At 72.6% G+C, this 18,992-nt stretch carries 16 protein-coding genes; 8 read left to right on the top strand and 8 right to left on the bottom strand.

The features are described 5' to 3' along the window. Positions 1–7: 7 nt before the first annotated feature. A complete protein-coding gene (locus MMB17_RS09335; protein ID WP_066924570.1) occupies positions 8–478 on the top strand; it encodes a DUF411 domain-containing protein in 471 nt (156 codons plus the stop codon). Positions 479–1,034: 556 nt separating this feature from the next. Here the strand turns inward: MMB17_RS09335 and MMB17_RS09330 are convergent. Then, positions 1,035–2,594: an HNH endonuclease signature motif containing protein gene (locus MMB17_RS09330; RefSeq protein WP_066924571.1), complete on the bottom strand. Its 1,560-nt coding sequence runs from the start codon at positions 2,592–2,594 to the stop codon at positions 1,035–1,037. A gap of 932 nt (positions 2,595–3,526) precedes the next feature. Between MMB17_RS09330 and MMB17_RS09325 the strand changes: the two genes are divergently transcribed. The 7 genes from MMB17_RS09325 (at position 3,527) to MMB17_RS09295 (ending at position 11,455) form a co-directional block, all read left to right on the top strand. Continuing rightward, the gene (locus tag MMB17_RS09325; RefSeq protein ID WP_238232128.1) at positions 3,527–4,360 is read left to right on the top strand and encodes an outer membrane protein; all 834 of its coding nucleotides are present in this window, start codon (positions 3,527–3,529) and stop codon (positions 4,358–4,360) included. Positions 4,361–4,592: 232 nt separating this feature from the next. After that, on the top strand, positions 4,593–5,054 hold the full coding sequence (locus MMB17_RS09320) for a hypothetical protein (RefSeq protein ID WP_241101799.1): 462 nt from the start codon (positions 4,593–4,595) through the stop codon (positions 5,052–5,054). 179 nt (positions 5,055–5,233) lie between these two features. Then, positions 5,234–5,557 carry a hypothetical protein gene (locus MMB17_RS09315; RefSeq protein ID WP_063110945.1) on the top strand — a complete coding sequence of 108 codons (324 nt, stop codon included), beginning with the start codon at positions 5,234–5,236 and terminating at the stop codon, positions 5,555–5,557. 388 nt (positions 5,558–5,945) lie between these two features. Further along, the gene (locus MMB17_RS09310; RefSeq protein WP_238231838.1) at positions 5,946–6,479 is read left to right on the top strand and encodes a lytic transglycosylase domain-containing protein; all 534 of its coding nucleotides are present in this window, start codon (positions 5,946–5,948) and stop codon (positions 6,477–6,479) included. 106 nt (positions 6,480–6,585) lie between these two features. Further along, the gene (locus tag MMB17_RS09305; protein ID WP_063110944.1) at positions 6,586–8,946 is read left to right on the top strand and encodes a heavy metal translocating P-type ATPase; all 2,361 of its coding nucleotides are present in this window, start codon (positions 6,586–6,588) and stop codon (positions 8,944–8,946) included. Positions 8,947–9,080: 134 nt separating this feature from the next. Then, on the top strand, positions 9,081–9,899 hold the full coding sequence (locus tag MMB17_RS09300) for a nucleotidyltransferase domain-containing protein (protein ID WP_012454435.1): 819 nt from the start codon (positions 9,081–9,083) through the stop codon (positions 9,897–9,899). A gap of 266 nt (positions 9,900–10,165) precedes the next feature. Further along, entirely contained in the window at positions 10,166–11,455 is a 1,290-nt protein-coding gene (locus tag MMB17_RS09295; protein ID WP_241101798.1) for an ABC transporter ATP-binding protein, read from the top strand. Between the two features lie 133 nt (positions 11,456–11,588). On the opposite strand, the gene MMB17_RS09290 is transcribed toward MMB17_RS09295, so the two are convergent. The 7 genes from MMB17_RS09290 to MMB17_RS09260 are packed head-to-tail and all read right to left on the bottom strand — an operon-like array spanning position 11,589 to position 18,926. Beyond that, a complete protein-coding gene (locus MMB17_RS09290; protein ID WP_241101797.1) occupies positions 11,589–13,043 on the bottom strand; it encodes an NADH-quinone oxidoreductase subunit N in 1,455 nt (484 codons plus the stop codon). Then, a complete protein-coding gene (locus tag MMB17_RS09285; protein WP_012454432.1) occupies positions 13,040–14,518 on the bottom strand; it encodes a complex I subunit 4 family protein in 1,479 nt (492 codons plus the stop codon). The genes MMB17_RS09290 and MMB17_RS09285 overlap by 4 nt, the downstream gene beginning before the upstream one ends. Before the next feature lie 14 nt (positions 14,519–14,532). Next, the gene (locus MMB17_RS09280; protein WP_241101796.1) at positions 14,533–16,383 is read right to left on the bottom strand and encodes an NADH-quinone oxidoreductase subunit 5 family protein; all 1,851 of its coding nucleotides are present in this window, start codon (positions 16,381–16,383) and stop codon (positions 14,533–14,535) included. Continuing rightward, a complete protein-coding gene (gene nuoK, locus MMB17_RS09275; protein ID WP_012454430.1) occupies positions 16,380–16,691 on the bottom strand; it encodes an NADH-quinone oxidoreductase subunit NuoK in 312 nt (103 codons plus the stop codon). Before nuoK ends, MMB17_RS09280 begins: the two co-directional genes overlap by 4 nt. Continuing rightward, the gene (locus MMB17_RS09270) at positions 16,688–17,695 is read right to left on the bottom strand and encodes an NADH-quinone oxidoreductase subunit J family protein (RefSeq protein WP_241101795.1); all 1,008 of its coding nucleotides are present in this window, start codon (positions 17,693–17,695) and stop codon (positions 16,688–16,690) included. The genes nuoK and MMB17_RS09270 overlap by 4 nt, the downstream gene beginning before the upstream one ends. Then, the gene (locus MMB17_RS09265) at positions 17,692–18,597 is read right to left on the bottom strand and encodes a complex I subunit 1 family protein (RefSeq protein ID WP_241101794.1); all 906 of its coding nucleotides are present in this window, start codon (positions 18,595–18,597) and stop codon (positions 17,692–17,694) included. The genes MMB17_RS09270 and MMB17_RS09265 overlap by 4 nt, the downstream gene beginning before the upstream one ends. Beyond that, on the bottom strand, positions 18,588–18,926 hold the full coding sequence (locus tag MMB17_RS09260) for an NADH-quinone oxidoreductase subunit A (protein WP_241101793.1): 339 nt from the start codon (positions 18,924–18,926) through the stop codon (positions 18,588–18,590). Before MMB17_RS09260 ends, MMB17_RS09265 begins: the two co-directional genes overlap by 10 nt. Between the last annotated feature and the right edge of the window lie 66 nt (positions 18,927–18,992).

The raw sequence follows: 18,992 nt of genomic DNA, 5'->3' as shown, positions 1-18,992 counted from the left end.
GTCGACTATGAGCGAACTATTCCGACCGTCCCGGCGCATCGTGGTCCTCGGCCTGGCGGCGGTCGGCGTACAGGCGGCATGGGCGGAGGATCTGCCGGAGGTCGTCGCCACGAAGGACCCGAGCTGCGGTTGCTGCGAGGCCTGGGTCAAGCACCTGCGCGACGAGGGTTTTCGCGTCCAGGTCGTGAACGCCCCCGTGAACCCGGTCAAGGCGAGGCTCGGGGTGCCGCGGGAGCTGGCCTCGTGCCACACGGCCCAGGTCGGCGGCTACGTCATCGAGGGGCACGTGCCCGCGTCGGCCATCAAGCGGCTGCTCGCGGAGAAGCCGTCCGCCACCGGCCTCGCCGTGCCCGGCATGCCGGTCGGCTCGCCCGGCATGGAGGTCGAAGGGGTGGAGCCGGCCACCTACGAGGTGGTGCTGTTCGGCCCCGGCGGGCGCACCACCTTCGCGCGGTTTCGCGGCGGGCAGGCCGTCTAGCCGGGCATGGCGGCACGCCCGCCGGGGCAAGCAGGGGGGCTTCTTGACCGAGGTCGACCGGAACGCCGCGGCTTTGACCTTCGAGGACGACGAGGACGACGGCGTGGCTTGCGGCGTCGGCCCGTGCATCGCCGTCGCCATCGTCAACAAGAGCAAGAGATGGGCCGGCTCGTGCCACTTCGGCGACGTCCGCTACGGGCGGAGGAGCCGAGGCGGTTCCTGTCGAGGGCCTCGAAGGCCGGCGACATCGACGGTCTCGTCGGGGTGAGGATTGGGTGGGGTGACGATACCGACCCCGGGACCTCGACGCAGGTTAGCCTGGGGCGCCGCGGCGGCACTGGCGGCGGTGCCGGCCTTCCGCCCCGGGGCCTACCCACCGCTCCGGCTGAATGCAGGGGCCTGCAACGTCACCGCCGGCGCGGGTCCGGCCGACATCCGGTTCGAACCGGGGCGCCCGAATGGGGCGACGCGCCGTGACGGTGGCCTTGGGACTGGGCGGTCGAAGCGCCGGTCGCCCTCGCGTTGGGACCTCGGGGAAAACGGCAGGGTCGCTTCGCTAATCCTCGATCCAAGCGAGCTGCCGCCGGTACACCTGACCCTCGCCACCACAAGACCGGCAATCGAAATCGTGCCGCTGCCCCGTCCCCTTGCAGCTCGGGCACTCCACCAAGTCATATTGCGACCAGTCGTACCGATCCGCCAGTTGCCGCTCCATGCGCCCGTCGCCGCCACAGGGTGGGCAGTCGTAGCCGTTGACCTGTCCGCTGCCGCCGCAGAGGCGGCACGGCACCTCGGCGTAGTCCGATAGGTCGACGCGCTCGGCGTGCCGTGCCTCGACCCGCCCGTCGCCCTGGCACACGGGGCAATCGAGGCCGTCCCGTCGCCCGCTTCCGTGGCAGAGAGGGCAGTCGACCTCGTCGTATGCGGTTGGGTCGATCCTGTCGGCGACGTGCCGCTCCATCGACCTCTCGCCGCCGCAGGCCGGGCACTCCTCGCCACGCCGGCGCCCGACGCCCGCGCAGACGGGACAGGGCACTTCCTGGTAGTCCCTGGCGTCGACCGCTTCCGCGTGGCGACGCTGCATGCGACGCTCGCCGCCGCAGGCCGCGCATGGGCTCCCGTTGCGCTGGCCCAGCCCGTCGCAGACCGGACAATCCACCGCTTGGTAAGCCGATACGTCGATTCGGCGGGCCTCCGCCGTGCCGATGTAGCCCTCGCCTCCGCAGGCCGGGCAATCGGAGCCGTCCCACGAGCCCGCACCCCCGCAGAGCGGGCAGGCGGTCATCGAGGCGTCCCTCAGGAACTCGTCCCGCGCCTCGACGACGGCCGCGGCGAACGTCCGTATCCGAGCCTCGGGCAGCGCCCGGGCTCCCTTCGCCGAGCTGGCGACCTTGGCCGCGAACTTGCCGTAGGACCGGCCGACGGGACCGGCCGTTGGCTTCGCGGTCGCGGCCCTGCTCGCGGTCTCTTCCAGCGCGACGATGTCCTGTTCAGCGAGGGCGACCGCGGCGCCGTGGGCCGCGGCGAACTGCGCGTTGGCAAGCAGGCCGCCGATCTCCTCGATCTGCCGGACGAGTTGCAGGACGGCGAGGCTGGCGTTCCGTTCGATGGTCCACCCGCGCACGCGCCGGTTGACGAGCATCTGCTTCACGGCCCGCACGGTCGCGAGGTCGACGTCGCGGGGCATGTACACGCCCTTGTCGAAGTCCGTGTGGTGGTTCGGGCAGAGCCAGACGAGACCGGCGGGATGATGGCTCAGGGTTTGCGCGACGGGCTCGATGTGCGCGGCCTCGCAGTTCGCGCCGTGGTTGCAGATCGCGCAGCCGCAGTTCGCCTCAAGCTTGATCTCCAGGCGAACCTTGTCGGGCATGTGCGGACGCGTCTTGCCCTCCGTAACCGGCCAAGGTTCCCGCAGGAACTTGTCGAAGGCGGCGAGTTCGGCTTCCTCGTACCAGCGCAGCCCGTCCGCGGTCTCGCACGCGAGCTTGCGCCGGATGCCGGCCTTGGCCCCGTATCGCGTGAAGTATTCGAGGAGTTCCGGCGACATCCGAAGGCGGATCGCCGCTTCGACCTCGGACAGCTTCCCTTTGCCTTCGGGCTTGGTGTTGCTCGCCATCCAGGGGGCTCAAGCGTCCGTTGTCACCGTCTTTGGCGTACCGGCCGGGGACGGCCGCCAGCCGAGGGATACGACGCGGCGGTCGCACCTCGGCCCACCGGCTCGGGCCGGGCGGGCCCTTCTAGACTTGCCGGCGCCACCCGGCAACGACGCGCCCGGACCGGCCTGCCCGATGTAAGTTCAGGCCGAACGGCATTGGACGCCCGGACAGAGGTGCCGCCGATGAAGCCGTCTGCGTACGCACCCGTCCCGCGATGAAAACGAGCGCTGCCTCGGCTTCTACCGGCCGAAGCAGGCATACGATGGGCCATGGTGACACGTGCCGTGATCATGACGCGTGAAGTGGTTGTAGAAGCCGCGCTCGTGAGCGAGATGCTCGCACTCGTGATAGGAGTAAACGCAGCCGAGAAAGACCGGGCGGTCGTGTACCCGGAGTGTCCTTCCGGCCGGTGCGAGGCCGGGGCTCGACTCGTCGTCGAACGCCGCGCCGGAGGGCGGCGGTGTCATGCGGAAGCCCACCGCACCTGCCCCGGTCGGGGCCAAGACCAGGGCGATTGCGGAGACGTAGAGAACTCGTTTGAGCATCGCGCATCCCCTCCCGCTCTTTTCGCGCAGTTGAGATCCCCCGTCCGGGAGGGGTAACGCACGGGCGGCCGAGAACGGTTGCAAACCCCCAGGGGGTAATTGGCATGGCCGGACCGCGAAGTTTCCGGATCGGGTCGAGTTTCGAGCCGATCCGGACGCGCGTGACCGCGTCTTCAAGCCTTGCGCGCACGCCTTACCCATGAAGACCTGAGCTCCCGCCGTTGATGCCAGCAGCCTGTCGGCAGTTACCCCCTCGGGGTACGTTAAGGGAGCATCAACCACGCCGTGGGAGGGTCCGGTGAAGAGGGCTGCGGGCGAGGGACCGGACGATGGGTGGAATGGATCGCATGGCGGGAACGCTCGGGCTGCTCGGCTGCGGCCTGGTCTGCGCGACGTTCGTGGCCCCGTCGCACGCGGCCGACCTGCCGCCGACCGCGCCGTTGCCGGAGCTGCGCGGAACCCTCCCCCCGGAGGCCGAGGTTTCCGGCTTTTACCTCCGCGGCGACGTCGGTTTCAGCAACCAATCCGTGGAACGGCTCTCCAACAGCCTGGACGCGCTCGGCACCATCGAGAAGGTCAATCTCGGCTTCGCGGGCGCCCCGCTCGCCGGCGCCGGCGTCGGCTACCGCTTCGGCCGGTGGTTCCGGACCGACGTCACGGGCGAGTATCGCAGCGCCGCCGCGTTCACCGGGCTTGAACGCTATCGCGACGCGAGCCTGCCGCTCGGGTACGGCACCGACGAGTACACCGCGTCGAAGCGTGAACTGGCCGTGCTCCTCAACGGTTACGTCGATCTCGGGAATTGGTACGGCCTCACGCCGTTCCTGGGCGCCGGCGTCGGCGCGGTGCGGATCACGCTCGACAATTTCAAGGACACGAACGTCGTCACTCAGGGCCTCGCCTACGCGAAAGCAGGCTCGAAGACGAACCTTGCTTGGGCGTTGCACGCGGGTGTCGGCTACGAGGTGAGCCCGAGCTTCACGGTCGAGCTCGCATACCGCTACCTCAATCTCGGCGACGGAAAGACCGGCACGGTCTACAACTATGCCGGCCAGTGTGGGTCCTGCGAGGCGCTGACCTTCAAGAACGTCGATTCGCATGACGTGAAGCTCGGCTTGCGCTGGGCACCCTGGGCCGCGGTCGCCCCGACCGAGCAGGCGCCGCTGGTGCGCCGGTACTGAGCTCGCGTGGCCGTCCGCGCGGGACTCGCGCCGGCGGCGGGCTCCCCGAGCCGCGACGGCCGCCCCCGCGCGGGCAGGATGGGGCGGGTGCACGGCCGAGGCGATTGGCTTGTGGCCCGAAACCGCCGGTAAACAGCTTCAGACGCTCTACCAAAAGCTTAAGTACGGGTACGTTGCCGATATTGCCCGCCTGTGTAAGGATCGGAACCGGTTCGAGAGGGTCTCTGGGTCCTTGGCAGTTCTTCGCGCAGTGTTGCTCGCCGTGCTGGCGATGGCCGTGGCCATCGCCCCGGCGGCGCCGTGCACGATGAAGCGCCACGCCGCAGCCGATCACGCCGCCGTCGACCAGGCCGCGGCCCCCGCCGACCCGCACACCCACCACCGACACGGAGCCGCCTCCGCCGACGCGCCCGCGGGAGCGGCCCTCCAGGCGGACGGCGCGGACGGCCCCGACTGCCAGCGGCATGCCTCGGCCGGCCAGCACCACCCGGGCGGCCACGGCCACCACAAGCGCCCGGTCAGCTGCGCGGCCACCTGCTGCCCCCTGGCCTGCCAGGCGGCCGTGCCGGACGCACCCTGGCCGGGCGAGGCGCTGACCCTGCGCCCCTCCGAGCCCATCGGCCTGGCCCAGGAGGACGGCGTCGCCCAGCCGCGTCCCCTGCGCATCGAGCGGCCGCCCCGGCAGCGCGCCTGACCGCGGCGGGCCGAGCGCCCGCCCGCGCCCGCACGCCGCTCCCGGCCGCGCCCTGACCAGGATCCTGCCTGCGCGGGCCGCGCCCGGCATGGCCGGCGCAGCCGCGCCCGCGCCCCACTCCCTGTCCGCCGGTCCGCGCCCCCGAGCGCGGCCGCCAGCCCCCGTTCGGGATCACAGCGATGCTCACCTCCCTCAGGCCGGCCGTGGCGCTCACGGCCTTGGCGCTCACGGCCTTGCCGCTGGCGGCCTGCGTGCCCACCGCCGCGCCGCACTGGCTCGTCGCCCCGGCCGATCCCGCCGTCGCCGTGCGCGCGCCGCGCTACTCCGCGGTCACCGCGGGCGTGGCGCGCTACGACGTGGTCGATCCCAAGGACTGGCGCGAGCTCAACCGCGCCGTGACGCCGAAGTCCGGCTCGGGCGGCATGGAGGGCATGGACCACTCCCGGATGCCCGGCATGAACATGCCCGGCATGGGCGGCAAGCGCGACACGGGAGGGCGGTGATGGGACCCGCCTGTAACCAAACCCCGCCCGCCCCCGGACTAACCCACAAAGGGAACTCACGGATGACCTCGACCGGCATGCGCTCGATGGCCGAGACGGAGATGCCGCTTTTCGGGGTCGCGCGCTTCCGGAAGGCGCGATGAGGCACCCGTACATGATGAGGGCGGCGTCCCCGCCCGGGGGAGCGTCCGCCGGCGCGCGGCAAAGGCTGCCGGGCGCGCTCGTACGTCCTCGACCCCGGCTGCTCCTCGTGCTCTGCGCGGCGCTCCTCCTTTCATCCCCGGCCGTCGCTGCCGGGGATGGACCCGCGGGCGCGTCCGCCCCTGCCGCGCCGTCGTCCTCCGGCGATGCGGCTCACGCGGCGTCGGGTCAGGCCGGCTACCGGCGGATGCTCGCACGCGAGGCCGAAACGCGCGGATTGCCCCCGGCCATCGCCGATGCCGTCGCGTATGTGGAGAGCGGGTACGATGCCGGCGCGGTCGGTGGGGTCGGCGAGCTCGGACTGATGCAGGTCCGGCCGACAACCGCGGCCATGCTCGGTCACACGGGTACCGCCGGGGCCCTCCTCGATCCCGCGACCAACATCCGCTTCGGCGTGGCCTACCTCGCACAAGCTTGGAAGCTCGCGCAGGGCGATCTCTGCCGCACGCTGATGAAGTACAGGGCCGGCCATGGCGAGGAGCGGATGAGCCCGCGCTCCGCCACCTACTGCCAGCGGGTGCGGGTCCGCCTCGCCGCGGCCGACGCTTCGCTCGCCGGGACCGCCTTACCCTCCTTCCAGGAAGGCGTCCGCGGGATTCCCGCGGCACGCCTCACGGAGCGGGATCCCCGTTCGGCAATCGCGCGGCGCTTGTGGGCCGAGCATGCGGCCCGTGTCCGCGGCATCGGGGCGCGCATCGACCGCATCATGGGCGGCGGCTGAGAACCTGTCGGAGCAAGCCACTTGAACGTCCGTCCCAGCCCCGTCCCGCCCGCCGTCAAGTCGCGTGTCCGCCCCGCCGGCGGCGGCCGCATGGAGGTCTGAACCCATGGACCACGGTCACCACGTGCATCATGCCCACGGGCACCGTCGCGGCCACGGCGCGGCCTACGCGGCCGGGGAAGCCGCGACGGACCCCGTCTGCGGAATGCGGGTCGATCCTGCGGCTACGCCCCACCACGCCGAGCACGACCACGCGACCTACCACTTCTGCTCGGCGGGATGCCGCGCGAAGTTCGTGGCCGAGCCGGCACGCTACCTGACGGCTGACAAAGGGCCGCCGGAAACCCCTGCCGGCACGGTCTACACCTGCCCCATGCACCCGGAGATCCGCCGCGACCGACCGGGCAGCTGCCCGATCTGCGGGATGGCGCTGGAGCCGCTCACGCCGACGAGCGGCCCGGTCGAGAACGCCGAGCTCAAGGACATGAGCCGCCGCTTCTGGATCGGCCTCGTCCTGACCCTCCCCGTCTTCGCCCTGGAGATGGGGGGACATCTGACGGGCCTCGTCGACCGCCTCGGCCTGCAAACCTCGAACTGGGTCCAGTTGCTGCTCGCCTCGCCCGTCGTCCTCTGGGCGGGTTGGCCGTTCTTCGAGCGGGGCTGGCAGTCGCTGGTGAACCGCCGCCTCAACATGTTCACCCTCATCGCCCTCGGGACCGGCGCGGCCTACCTCTACAGCGTCGCCGCGACCGTGGCGCCGGGGCTCTTCCCCGAAGGCCTGCGCGGCCACGGCGGGGCGGTGCCGGCCTACTTCGAGGCCGCGGCGGTCATCACCGTCCTGGTGCTGCTCGGGCAGGTGCTGGAACTCGGGGCCCGCGAGCGCACCTCGGGCGCGATCCGGGCGCTGCTCGACCTCGCCCCACAGAAGGCCCTGCGTCTCGGGACGGAAGGGACCGACGAGGAGGTGCTCGTCTCGGCGGTGGCCGTCGGGGACCGCTTGCGCGTCCGGCCCGGCGAGAAGGTGCCGGTCGACGGCGAGGTCGTCGAGGGGCGCTCGGCCGTGGACGAGGCGATGATCAGCGGCGAGCCCATCCCCGTCGCGAAGGAACCCGGCTCCCTCGTGGTTGGCGGGAGCCTGAACACGACCGGGGGCTTCGTGATGCGCGCGACGCGTGTCGGGGCCGAGACCACCCTGGCCCGCATCGTCGCGATGGTCGCCGAGGCCCAGCGCTCGCGCGCGCCGGTCCAGCGACTGGTGGACGATGCGGCGGCCTGGTTCGTCCCCGTGGTCATCTCCGTCGCCGCCCTCGCCTTCGTTGCCTGGATGGCCTTCGGGCCGGAGCCACGCTTCACCTACGCCCTGCTCGCGGCCGTGGCGGTCCTCATCATCGCCTGCCCCTGCGCCCTCGGCCTGGCGACGCCGATGTCGATCATGGTCGGGGTCGGCCGCGGCGCCCAGGACGGGGTCCTGGTCAAGAGCGCCGAGGCCCTGGAGCGGTTGGAGAAGGTCGACACGCTCGTCATCGACAAGACGGGGACCCTGACCGAGGGCAAGCCCAAGGTCACCGCCGTGCTCCCGGCCCCCGGTTTCACGGACGCCGACGTGCTGCGCCTCGCCGCGGCGGTCGAACGCGCGAGCGAGCATCCCCTGGCCCTCGCCATCGTCCGGGCCGCGGAAGCGCGGGTCATCCCGGGCGCCGTGGCGTCCGACTTCGAGGCACCGACCGGCAAGGGGGCGCTCGGCACGGTCGAAGGACGGCGCGTGGCCATCGGCAACGGGCGTTTCCTGGAGGAGCAGGGGACGGACGTGACGCTCCTCCAGGCGCGGGCCGAGGAGGTGCGGAGCCGGGGCGCGACGGCGGTCCTCGTCGCCGTGGGCGGGAAGCCGGCCGGCGTCATCGCCATCCAAGACCCCGTCAAGACGAGCACGTTCGAGGCCCTGCGAAGGCTGCGGGGGGAAGGCTTGCGCATCGTCATGTTGACCGGCGACAGCCGGACGACGGCCGAGTTCGTCGCCAAGTCGCTGGGCATCGACGAGGTCGAGGCCGAGATCCTTCCCGACAGGAAGGCGGAGGTGGTCAGGACGCTCCAGGGCCAGGGCGCGGTCGTGGCGATGGCTGGTGACGGGGTCAACGACGCGCCGGCCCTCGCTGCCGCGGACGTCGGGATCGCGATGGGCGGCGGCACCGACGTGGCCATCGAGAGCGCGGGCGTGACGCTGCTTCGCGGAGACCTGGTCGGCATCGTCAGGGCCCGGCGCCTGTCCCGGGCAACGATGCGCAACATCCGCCAGAACCTGTTCTTCGCCTTCATCTACAACGCGCTGGGCGTGCCGGTCGCTGCCGGACTGCTCTACCCGTTCCTCGGCATCCTCCTCTCGCCGGTCATCGCGGCGGCCGCCATGGCGCTCTCGTCGGTGAGCGTGATCGGGAACGCCCTGCGCCTCCGCACGGCGCGGATCGGCTGAGCCAGGACCATGACATGCGCACCGCCCCCCTCCGCCGAGGGGCCAGTCCGATCCGTGTGCCGGAAGCCCCGCGGACGAATCCGGGGACGTGCTCCCCTCGCTCCTCCGAGCAACTGCATGAGCCCGTGGAGACGATGATCACGCACCCGCTCGCACTCGGCGTCGCGGACGCCCACCTCGCCGCGGTCGATACCGCCGTCCCGGACTTCGTCGAGGCCTTGTACCTCGTCGGCTCCGCCGCCATGGGCGATTTCCGTCCGTCCCTCAGCGACGTGGATTTCGTGGCGGTGACGCAGGCTCGTCCCGGGAACGGCGAGCTGGTCGCCCTCGCCGAGGCCCACGCCCGCCTGGCGCTTGAGCGACCGACCCCGGCGCTCGACGGCATCTACCTGACCTGGGACGACCTGCGGGACGGCCCCGTCGGCATCCCGGACGGCCCCTGCGTCCAGCGGGGACGGTTCTTCGCGTCCGGATGCCACGACCGGCATCCGCTCACCTGGAGCGTCCTGGGGACCAGCGCGGTCACCGTTCGCGGTCCGCTCTGCGCGGGCACCGGGCTCTGGCGCGGAGCGGCCCACCTGGAACGGTGGGCCCTCGCCGGCGTCGATGAATGCCGGGGCCGATGGCTCGGAACCGACACGGCGGACGAGGCGACGCTCCTCGCGGCGGACGGGGTCGAACGGGCCGTCCTCGGCATGTGCCGGCTCCACTACATCCTCGCGACAAGGGTCGTGCCCTCGAAGAGCGACGCCGGCTTGTACGGCTTGATCACCTTCCCGCCGGAGTGGCATCGCGTCATCGACGAGGCCCTGCGCATCCGCAGGGAGCCCGCGGCGGCCTGCCTCTACGAAACGCCCGGCGAGCGCCGCCGCGACGCGTTGGCCTTCGTCCGCGCCGTCGCCGACGACGCGCGCGCGTCGGGAACCGATGGGGGCGGTCCGCCGCCTGGCTGAGGGCGCCCGGCCTGCGGCACCCGGGAGCCGCCACCGCCGGGCTCCCGCGTAAGGCCGCCATCGCCCTTCCGAACCTGGACCTTGCGCCGAGCGCTCGAAGAGGCCGGTAAAGGGCCTTTGGTCCCGTGTCGGGCCTCGCCCCGCCGCGCGCGATCAGGGGGCCCGTGGGGGTGAAGGCCGCCGGGGCCATCGGAGGGGGGCCGATTGCCCGGTTGGCCCTGTCCCCTGCCCGCATAGAAGCCAGAGTCCGTCGCCAGGAGTACCCGTTGCTCACCCCGCCGATTATCCACGACCTCATCCACTGGACGTTGGGCCTCGACCACGCCCACGCCCACTGGTGGATCGACCTCGTCACCGTGGTGGTCCTCGTCGTGGCGCCTGCCTGGACCGCTTGGCTCGCGGCCCGGTCGGGCCTGCGCTGGGCCGCCGCCCGACGGGATCGTGTCCGCAAGGGGAGAGCGGTGCCCTCGTCCGCCGCGTCCACGGGCGCCGCGGGGCGGCCAGGTTCCCGTGAGACCGGCGCGGTGCCGCTGGAGGCCTACGTCGTGCGTGCGACGTCACGGCTGCAGGTCCGTCTCGTGCTCCTCTCCGTCCTGACGCTGCCGGCGGCCTGGCTCCTCCTTGAGATCCCCAAGCACATCATCAACCACGCCCTTGCCGATGACGCGGGCGACGGTCACCCGAAGATGGCCTTCCTCGGCCTCCATCTGGGCCGCGTCGAGCTGCTGTTCGCGCTGTGCGCCAGCTACCTGGCGGTGCTCACGCTCAGCGGCCTCGCCAAGTACGCGGTCAATCGGGTCCGCGGGCGCGTGAACGAGCGCCTCGTGCGCCGCCTCCGCCTCGCCATCGTCCGGCGCGCGCGCGGCGAGCGCTCCGCCGAACGGCGGGCCACGCTGGCCGCCGTCGCCGTCCAGGAGGTCGAGCCCATCGGCTACTTCGGCGGCAGCCTCGTGGTGGTGCCGCTCGTCCAGGGCGGCACGCTCGTGACCAGCATCGTCTTCCTCCTCCTGCAGAACGCCGCCCTGGCCCTCGCGGCCCTGATCATGCTGCCGGTCCAGCTGACGATCCTGCCGCGGTTGCAGCGGCGGTTGAACGCGAAGGTTCGGCAAAGGGTGCATGCCACCCGTGAGCTGGGGGCGCTGCTCACCGCTCCCGTGGTCGCGCGGCCGGCCGGCGGCGAAGCGTGCGAGCCCTCCGGCCTGGGCCGGCAGATGCGCCAAGCCCGGGGCCTTGAGCGGGTGCGCATCGAAATCAACGACCTGAAGGGTCGCCTCAAGGGCCTTTACAACTACACCGCGAACCTCACCCCGTTCTTCTTCTTCTCGATCGGCGGCTACCTCGTCGTGCAGGGGCGGCTCTCGCTCGGCGCGCTCGTCGCCGCCCTGGCCGCCTACAAGGAGATCGCCCCGGCCATGCGCGAGCTGTTCGACTTCGCCCAGGACTGGTCCGACGCGCGCGCACGCTTCGAGGAGGTCACCAAGGCCCTTGGGCCGGCCGGGCAAGAGCAACGCGCGACGGAGAGGCCGGTGCGCGACCGGACCGTTCGAGCGGCCTGAGCGGAGCCGGGAAGCGCCGGAGCCTCGCCGGGAGGAGGCGTCCGGCCCCGCCCGACGACGCGATCCCCCGGCCGCGGGTCCCCGAAGGCCGGCAACCCCCTCATCCTCCGGGACGCACCCGGCGCGACCGCGCCTACCGCAGCAGCGTCGAGCCGAGCTGTGCCAGGCCGCGCCCCAGGCCCGGCGCGATGCCGAAGCCCAGCGTTCCCGCCGTGCACAAGCCGAGCGCCCATGCGTAGCCGGCGCCGGATGCCGGCCGCTCGATACGTTCCGGTTCCCTGAAGTACGCCTCCGCGATGACGGCTGCGTAGTAGAAGAGCGCCACCGCCATGTTGGCGGCGGCCACCACGGCGAGCCAGGCGAAGCCCCCCTCGATGGCGGCCACGAGCAGGAAGACCTTGCCGGCGAAGCCCGCCAGCGGCGGGACGCCCGCGAGCGACAGGAGGGCGAGCGCCAGCGCCGCCGCCGGCCCCGGCGCCCGCCGTCCGAGGCCGCGGATCGCGGCGAATCCGTCGCTCCCGGTCATGCGCTCGACCTGCGCGACCACCGCGAACGCCGAGAGGTTCATCAGGAGATAGGCCACGAGGTAATAGCCTACGGCCGGCAGGGCCTCCGGGGCCCGCCCGGCCACCGCCACCGCCATCAGCACGTAGCCGGCCTGGGCGATGCTGGAATAGGCCAGCAGGCGCTTCAGGCTTGCCTGGCGGAGGGCCACCAAGTTGCCGAAGGTCATCGTCGCGGCGGCCAGGAGCGCGAGCACGGTGGGCCAGGCGGCGAGGCCGTTCGGCATCGCCGCCAGCAGGAATCGGAGGAGGCCGGCGAACGCGGCCACCTTCGGCACGACCGAGACGAAGCCCGAGGCGGGAGCCGTCCCTCCCTGGAAGACGTCCGGGGCCCAGACGTGGAAGGGCACCAGCGTCATCTCGAAGCCGTAGCCGACGAGGACCAGGCCGAAGGCCAGCGCCACCCAGGCCCGGTCGGCGCCGGCCAGCCCCGCACCGATGGCCCGCAGGTTCAGGCTGCCGGTGAGGCCGAACAGGAAGGTCAGGCCGTAGGCCATCACCGCCAGCGCGGCGGCGCCGTAGAGGAAGTACTTGAGTGTCGCCTCCTGGGCCGGCCCGTCGCTCCGCACGAGCAGGACGAGCAGATAGGAGGGGAAGCTCACCATCTGCAGGAACAGGACGATGAGGCCGAGGTCGGTGGCCGCCGTGAGCCCCATGCCGCCGACGGTCGCCATGAGCAGCGCGACCGGGTAGTGCGGTTCCTGCTCGCTCGCGCGGAAGTGGGAGCCGAGCGAGAGCAGGCTCACCAGGGCGCCGGCCTCGATCACCAGCTGGTAGAAGCCCCGGAACGGATCGACGGCGTAGGTGCCGCAGAAGGTCTCCCGCGGCGGGGCCGTCAGCATCGGCGCGGTCAGGCCCATCGCGACGAGCAGGGCGAGGAGCGCGACGGCGGCGGGCAGGCGGCGCCACCGGCCCCGGACCCAGCCGGCAACCGGGACCAGCGCGAGGGCGGTCCCGGCCAGCACCATCTCGGGCCCGACGGCGCCGAGATCCATGCAGCCGCCCATCGTCTGCCCACCGGTCATGGCAGGTGCGCCAGGGCTGCGGTCGTGCCGTCGAGCAGCGCGACGAGGACGGACGGCAGGACGCCGAGGCCGAGCGCCAGGACCGCGAGCGCCCCCGCCGAGCCCGCCTCGGCCGCCGTCAGGGGCGGCAGCGCCGGCATGTCGGGCGGCGCCCGACCCATCAGCAGGCCCGTCACGAGCCGGAGGTAGACCGCGGTCGTCACGACGAGCGCGAGGACGGCGAGCGCGGCGACCCAGGCGGAGAGCTGCAGGGCGGCGCCGATGGCCTGGAACTCAGCGATGAAGCCGGACAGGCCCGGGAGCCCGAGCGAGCCGAAGGCGAGCAGGCCGAACAGGCCGCTGAAGGCCGGCATCGAGCCGATCAGGCCGCCGAAGCGGGCGAGTTCCCGCGTGCCGGCGCGATGCTGGAGCATGCCCACCAAGAGGAACATGCCGCCGGTCAGGAAGCCGTGGCTGACCATCTGCACGGCGGCGCCGTTGAGCGCCAGCCGGCGGACGCCCTCGTTACCGGCCAGTGCCGCCACCGCGACGCCGAGCGTGACGAAGCCCATGTGGTTGACGGAGGTGTAGGCGACGAGCCGTTTCATGTCCGTCTGCGCCAGTGCCGCCAGGGCCCCGTAGAGGAGCGACGCCAGGGCCAGGGCGACCAGGAGCCAGCCGAACCGGGCGACCGTGTCCGGCAAGGTCGGCAGCAGCACGGCGAGCATGCCGTAGCCGCCCATCTTCAGTTGGAGGCCCGCCAGCACGACGCTGCCCTCGGTCGGTGCCTCGACATGCGCGTCGGGCAACCAGTTGTGCAGCGGCACGACCGGGAGCTTGACCCCGAACCCGAGGAGTAGCGCCAGGAAGACGAGGCCGCCCGCGAGCGGGGTCCGGTCCAGCGGCCTCGCCTGGACGATGGCCGGTAGCGAGAAGGTGTGGGGCTCCATGGCGAGATAGAGGGTGAGGAAGCCGAGCAGCATCGCGAGGCTGCCGGCGCGGGTGTAGAGGAAGAACTTGAGCGCCGCGTAACGCCGCCGCTCCCCGCCCCAGATGCCGACGATGAAGTACATCGGCACCAGGCCGACCTCGAAGAACAGGTAGAACAGCAGCAGGTCCTGCGCCGCGAACAGCCCGATCAGCCCGGTCGCGAGCAGGAGGAAGAGGAAGGCGTGGGCGTGTGCCCGGTCGTGCTCGCCCAGCACGTAGACCATCACCACCGTGAGCAGGATGGCGGTGAGCAGGATCAGCGCCAGGGAGAGACCCCCGACGCCGACGTCGTAGCTCGCCCCGAGCGACGGGATCCACGGGAGCGTCATCCGCCATTGCAGGCCGCCGGCCCCTGGATCGAAGCCGGCCCAGAGGACCACCGCCGCGCCCAGTGTCAGCACGGAACCGGCGAGGGCGACGCGGCGGACGAGGCCGGGACGGTGACGTGGCAGCGCCAGCACGGCGAGGCCCGTGAGGAGCGGCAGGAGGATGGTCGCGGTGAGCATCGGGTCCAGTCCCCTCAAGGCCAGAGCATCAGGGCGCCGGCGGCGAGCGCCGCCGCGGTCCAGGCGAACAGACCGAGCGTGTAGAGGTAGAGGCGACCGGCTTGGAGGGCGCGGAGCCGCTCGCCCCCGGCGGCGAGCCCGGCGGCGAGGCGGTCGCCGCCGCGCCCGAAGCCCCCTGCCTCGATGCGCCCGGCCCACCCGGCGGCCCGCCGGGAGCCGCCGGCGACCGCGCCGGCCCCGGCATCGAGCGCCCCCTCGGTGGCCGAAACCGTCCGGGCGAGCCACATCGCGCGGCGCGCCGGGGCCTCGGTGGCGGCTTCCAGCCCGGAGGCGAGCCGCGCGGGGAGCGCGCCGAGCGCGGGCGCACCGCTCCACCCCCTCGCCGCGCCGAGACCGAGCCCGAGGATTCCGGCGGCGAGGCCGAGACTGCGCCACCCGGCCTCCGTCTCGGGCGCGGCGGCGAAGGGCAGAGCGGCGCCGAACCGCCCGGCCAACAGCCAGCCGAGGCCGGCGGCGGCGAGCGCGAGCAAACCCATGCCGGTCCGCATCGCCCAGCGGGGCTTGCGCGGGCCGACCGTGCCGCGGCGCCTCCCGAGGAAGGTCGCGGCCCCCGCACGCCCGATGTAAATCCCGCCGAGCAGGACGAGCAGGACGACCAGGGACCCAGTCCCCGGGCCGTGCCGCGACGCGACCGCGAGGATTGCCTCCTCGCTCAGGAACCCGGACAGGGGCGGCACGCCGGCCAACGACAGGGCCGCGACCAGAAAGGCGGCGCCGGCGAACGGCAGCGCGCGAGCGAGGCCGCCGAGTCGACCGAGGGCGCGCGTGCCCGCCCGTTCCTGCACGATGCCCGCGGCGAGGAACAGGGTCGATTTGAAGGCGGCGTGCGCCGCGAGGTGGAAGGCGGCCGCGCGCGGGCCGCCCAGGCCGAGGGCCACCATCATCTCGCCGAGCTGCGAGCAGGTGGACCAGGCGAGCACCCGCTTCAGGTCCGCCTCGGCGGTCGCGATGAGGCCGGCGGCGAGCGCCGTCGCGGCCCCGATCCAGAAGAGGGTGTCGAGCGCGACGGGCGACGCCGCGAAAACCGGGTACAGGCGCAGCACGAGGAACACGCCGGCGGCCACCATCGTGGCGGAGTGCAGCAGGGCCGAGACCGGGGTTGGCCCGACCATCGCGTCGGGGAGCCAGCCGGAAAGCGGTAGCTGGGCGCTCTTGCCGACCGCGCCGGCCAGCATGAGGAGCGCCATGGCGGTGACCGTGCCGGGGGCGATCCGGCCCCCCTCGACGGCACCGACGAGGACGTCGACGTCCGTGGTCCCTACGGCGGCGAGCGCCAGGAGCCAGCCCAGCAGGAGGCCCACGTCGCCGATCCGGGTCATCAGGAACGCCTTGGCGGCGGCCTCGGCGGCGCCAGGCTCCGCATGGTCGAAGCCGATCAGGAGGAACGAGGCGAGCCCGACCAGTTCCCAGGCCGCGAACAGGAGCGCGAGGGAGTTCGACAGCACGAGCGCCAGCATGGCGCCGACGAACAGGCCGAGCTCGGCGAAGAAGCGGGGCCGGTCGTCCCTTCCGGCCATGTACCCGAGGCTGTAGAGGCCGACGCAGAACGCGACGCCCGCGACCACCGCCGCGACGAACCACGTGAGCGGCGTCGCCGCGAGCCCGACGGTCAGCCGATAGCCGCCGCTCTCGAACCAGGTCGCCGACAGGGCGGCATCGGACGGCAACGACGCGAGGCTGGCGAGCGACAGGGCGACGGCGCCCACGACGAGCCCCCCGCCGCCCCAGGGCAGGCGGCGACCGATGCCGAGGGCGGCCGTGGCCGCGAGGAGCGGCAGGAGCGGGATGGCGAGCAGGACGGTCATCGCTTCAGGTCGGCGTAGGCGTCGACCTCGGACGTCCGGCGCTGCCGGTACAGCAGCAGGACGAGGGCGAGCCCGATGGCCATCTCGACGGCGCCCACCGTGACGACCAGGATGGCGAGGATCTGCGCGGAATAGTCGCCCGGCGCGGTGAACCGCCAGAACGCGACGACGTTCAGACCGATGGCGTTGAGGAGCACTTCGACGCCCATCAGGATCATGACCGCCGAGCGCTGGGCGACCACGGTGTAGAGGCCGATGGCGAACAGAAGCGCGCCGACGACGAGGTAGGCGGTCAGCGGTACCGTCATCCGATATGTCCCCCGTTCCGGTGGTGGGCCTCTTGCTCGTCCGGGCGCTCCGCCACCCGATCCGGGGTCGCGAGCGGCGCGAGGCGGTCGTTCCGGATCGGCTCGGGCTTGGCGTCGACAGCGACCTTGGCGGCGCGCAAGGCGTCGTCCGGGTAGGCCGAGGGCCGGGCGAGCAGCACGGCGCCGAAGATGCCGATCAGGATCAGGAAGCCGGCGCCCTCGAAGGCGACCATGTACTTCTCCATGAGGAGATGCCCGACCCGGCGTGCCGAGTCCGCGTCCGGCACCGCCTCGGGCATCGCCGGCCAGGCCGGCCGCAAGACCAGCATCCCGACGAGCACGGCCCCGACGCAGAGGGCGAGCCAGGCCGCGACGGGGCGCACGGGCGTCACCATCGACATGTCCATGCCACCCATGTCCATGCCGCCATGACCGCCCCCGTGCGCGTGGTCGTGCCCGTGGGAAGCCTGTCCGTGTTGGTGGGCCGCGCGCTCGCCGTGCCCGCCCTGGGCCTCGTGCGGCATGGCTTTCGCCGCCCCGTCGTGCGCGTGGGCGTGGTCGCCGCTCGCCGCGCCGCCGTGCCGGGGCCGGTGGCCGCCGGAGTGGCCCTCGTGGTGTCCGGTGGCGGCGGCTTGGTCGCCGGCTTCGCCCTGCCGGTGGCCGTCCTGCCCGACCTCCGCGGGCTGGCGCGGGACGAGCCCCTTGCTGAACCAGCGCTCCAGCGGGGCCATGTCCATGCCAGCCATCATCGCCCCGCCCGGGTCGTGCATGACCAGCACCATGAACAGGATCATGACGAGGAAGCCGCCGATGTACATCATGACCTGGAGCAGCCCGATCAGGTCGGCGGACAGCAGGATGAACAGGCCGGCGACCCCGATGAAGGAGGCCATCAGGAAGATGCCCGAGCGGAACATGCTCATGGTCGTGGTCATGCCGAGCGCGCCCGCGACCGCGACGAAGGCGCAGACCAAAAAGGCGGTGAGCTCGAAGGCGGCGGTCATGCCCGTGGTCCCACGCCGAGAAGGATCAGGCCGCCGACGAGGAGCACGTTGACGAGACCCGCCGGGATCAGGACCTTCCAGGACAGCGCCAGCATCCCGGCCGTCGAGAACGGCCGGACGCAGCGTCCGAGCCCCAGCATCAGCGCCATCAGGGCGTAGGTCTTGGCCAGCATCCAGGCCCAGCCCGGCAGCCACGGCCCGGACGGCCCCCCGAGGTAGAGCACCGCCCCGACCGCCGCGACGACGAAGAGCACGCCGGCGAGGGCGACCCGCCACAGGAGGCCGGACCAGCCCCCGGCCGCGCCGAGCACGCCGCCGCCGATGGATCCGGCGAACGGCTCCAGGAACGGGGCGCGGTAGGACTGCATCAGCCCCGTGACGAGGTAGAGGAGGAAGCCCGTGGGCTGCAGGACGACGAACCACAGGTCTCGCTGCGCCTCGACGACGGCGACCGTCGACAAGGAGCGTGCCATCATGACCACGCCGACATAGGCCAGGCCGAGCGGCACCACGTAGGCGACGAGTTGGGCCACGATGCGGTAGCAGGCCTCCACGGCGTCGGGCGTGTTCGCGCCCCAGCCGGCGAGCGCCAGGCCAAGTACGACGAAGTCGACGACGACGATGACGTAGAAGAGGCCGACGCCGAGATCCCGGCCGATCAGACCCGGCCCGAACGGGATGACCACCATGGCAAGCGCGACCCCGCCGAGCGCCACCGCCGGCCCGGCCGGCAGCAGCCAGCGGTCGGCGTTGGGCAGGTCCAGGCCGCGCCTGAGGTCGACGTCGCGCGCCGGCCCGGCCTCCAGGCCCCGCCGCGAGAAGAGGCGCTCGACCGCAAGGGTCAGGGCGGCGCCTCCGAGGAGCGCAGCCAGCACCGCCGCGGCGCTCGCCACTACTCCCATCGCAGGCCGCCCATGCCCCAGGCGTAGGCGATGCCCGCCGAGAGGAGCGCGATGAACACCAGCATGTCCAGGAACGCGGTCACGCCGATATCGGCGAAGACGATCGCCCAGGGATACATGAAGATCATCTCCATATCGAAGGCGAGGAAGATCAGCGCGTATACGGCGTAACCGAAGCGGAACTGCGCCCAGGCCTGGGGTGCACGGCTCGTCCGCCTCGGGACCCGCGCGAATGCCGCCGCGGCCAGCAGCGCGAGGCCGGCGGTCATCAGCAGCACCAGCGCCACGAACGCGTAGTCGCTCACGGTCGACCCCGGCAGCGGTTCCATCCTTGCTCCTCCCCTCCCTCGACGGGCTTCGCTCGCCAGGCCCGGGCCACGGGACCGCACCGCCCC

This window comes from Methylobacterium organophilum (genome assembly GCF_022533465.1).
Classification (GTDB): Bacteria; Pseudomonadota; Alphaproteobacteria; order Rhizobiales; family Beijerinckiaceae; genus Methylobacterium; species Methylobacterium organophilum.
Note: the sequence above shows the minus strand (reverse complement) of the source record. Positions and strands in the feature narration are given on the sequence as shown.

What these genes read in the sequence shown, in the direction of transcription:
- MMB17_RS09335 (WP_066924570.1), top strand. Translation starts at nt 8, where the DNA reads ATGAGCGAACTATTCCGACCGTCCCGGCGCATCGTGGTCCTCGGCCTG.
- MMB17_RS09330 (WP_066924571.1), bottom strand. Translation starts at nt 2,594, where the DNA reads ATGGCGAGCAACACCAAGCCCGAAGGCAAAGGGAAGCTGTCCGAGGTC.
- MMB17_RS09325 (WP_238232128.1), top strand. Translation starts at nt 3,527, where the DNA reads ATGGCGGGAACGCTCGGGCTGCTCGGCTGCGGCCTGGTCTGCGCGACG.
- MMB17_RS09315 (WP_063110945.1), top strand. Translation starts at nt 5,234, where the DNA reads ATGCTCACCTCCCTCAGGCCGGCCGTGGCGCTCACGGCCTTGGCGCTC.
- MMB17_RS09310 (WP_238231838.1), top strand. Translation starts at nt 5,946, where the DNA reads ATGCTCGCACGCGAGGCCGAAACGCGCGGATTGCCCCCGGCCATCGCC.
- MMB17_RS09305 (WP_063110944.1), top strand. Translation starts at nt 6,586, where the DNA reads ATGGACCACGGTCACCACGTGCATCATGCCCACGGGCACCGTCGCGGC.
- MMB17_RS09300 (WP_012454435.1), top strand. Translation starts at nt 9,081, where the DNA reads ATGATCACGCACCCGCTCGCACTCGGCGTCGCGGACGCCCACCTCGCC.
- MMB17_RS09290 (WP_241101797.1), bottom strand. Translation starts at nt 13,043, where the DNA reads ATGACCGGTGGGCAGACGATGGGCGGCTGCATGGATCTCGGCGCCGTC.
- MMB17_RS09285 (WP_012454432.1), bottom strand. Translation starts at nt 14,518, where the DNA reads ATGCTCACCGCGACCATCCTCCTGCCGCTCCTCACGGGCCTCGCCGTG.
- MMB17_RS09280 (WP_241101796.1), bottom strand. Translation starts at nt 16,383, where the DNA reads ATGACCGTCCTGCTCGCCATCCCGCTCCTGCCGCTCCTCGCGGCCACG.
- nuoK (WP_012454430.1), bottom strand. Translation starts at nt 16,691, where the DNA reads ATGACGGTACCGCTGACCGCCTACCTCGTCGTCGGCGCGCTTCTGTTC.
- MMB17_RS09270 (WP_241101795.1), bottom strand. Translation starts at nt 17,695, where the DNA reads ATGACCGCCGCCTTCGAGCTCACCGCCTTTTTGGTCTGCGCCTTCGTC.
- MMB17_RS09265 (WP_241101794.1), bottom strand. Translation starts at nt 18,597, where the DNA reads ATGGGAGTAGTGGCGAGCGCCGCGGCGGTGCTGGCTGCGCTCCTCGGA.
- MMB17_RS09260 (WP_241101793.1), bottom strand. Translation starts at nt 18,926, where the DNA reads ATGGAACCGCTGCCGGGGTCGACCGTGAGCGACTACGCGTTCGTGGCG.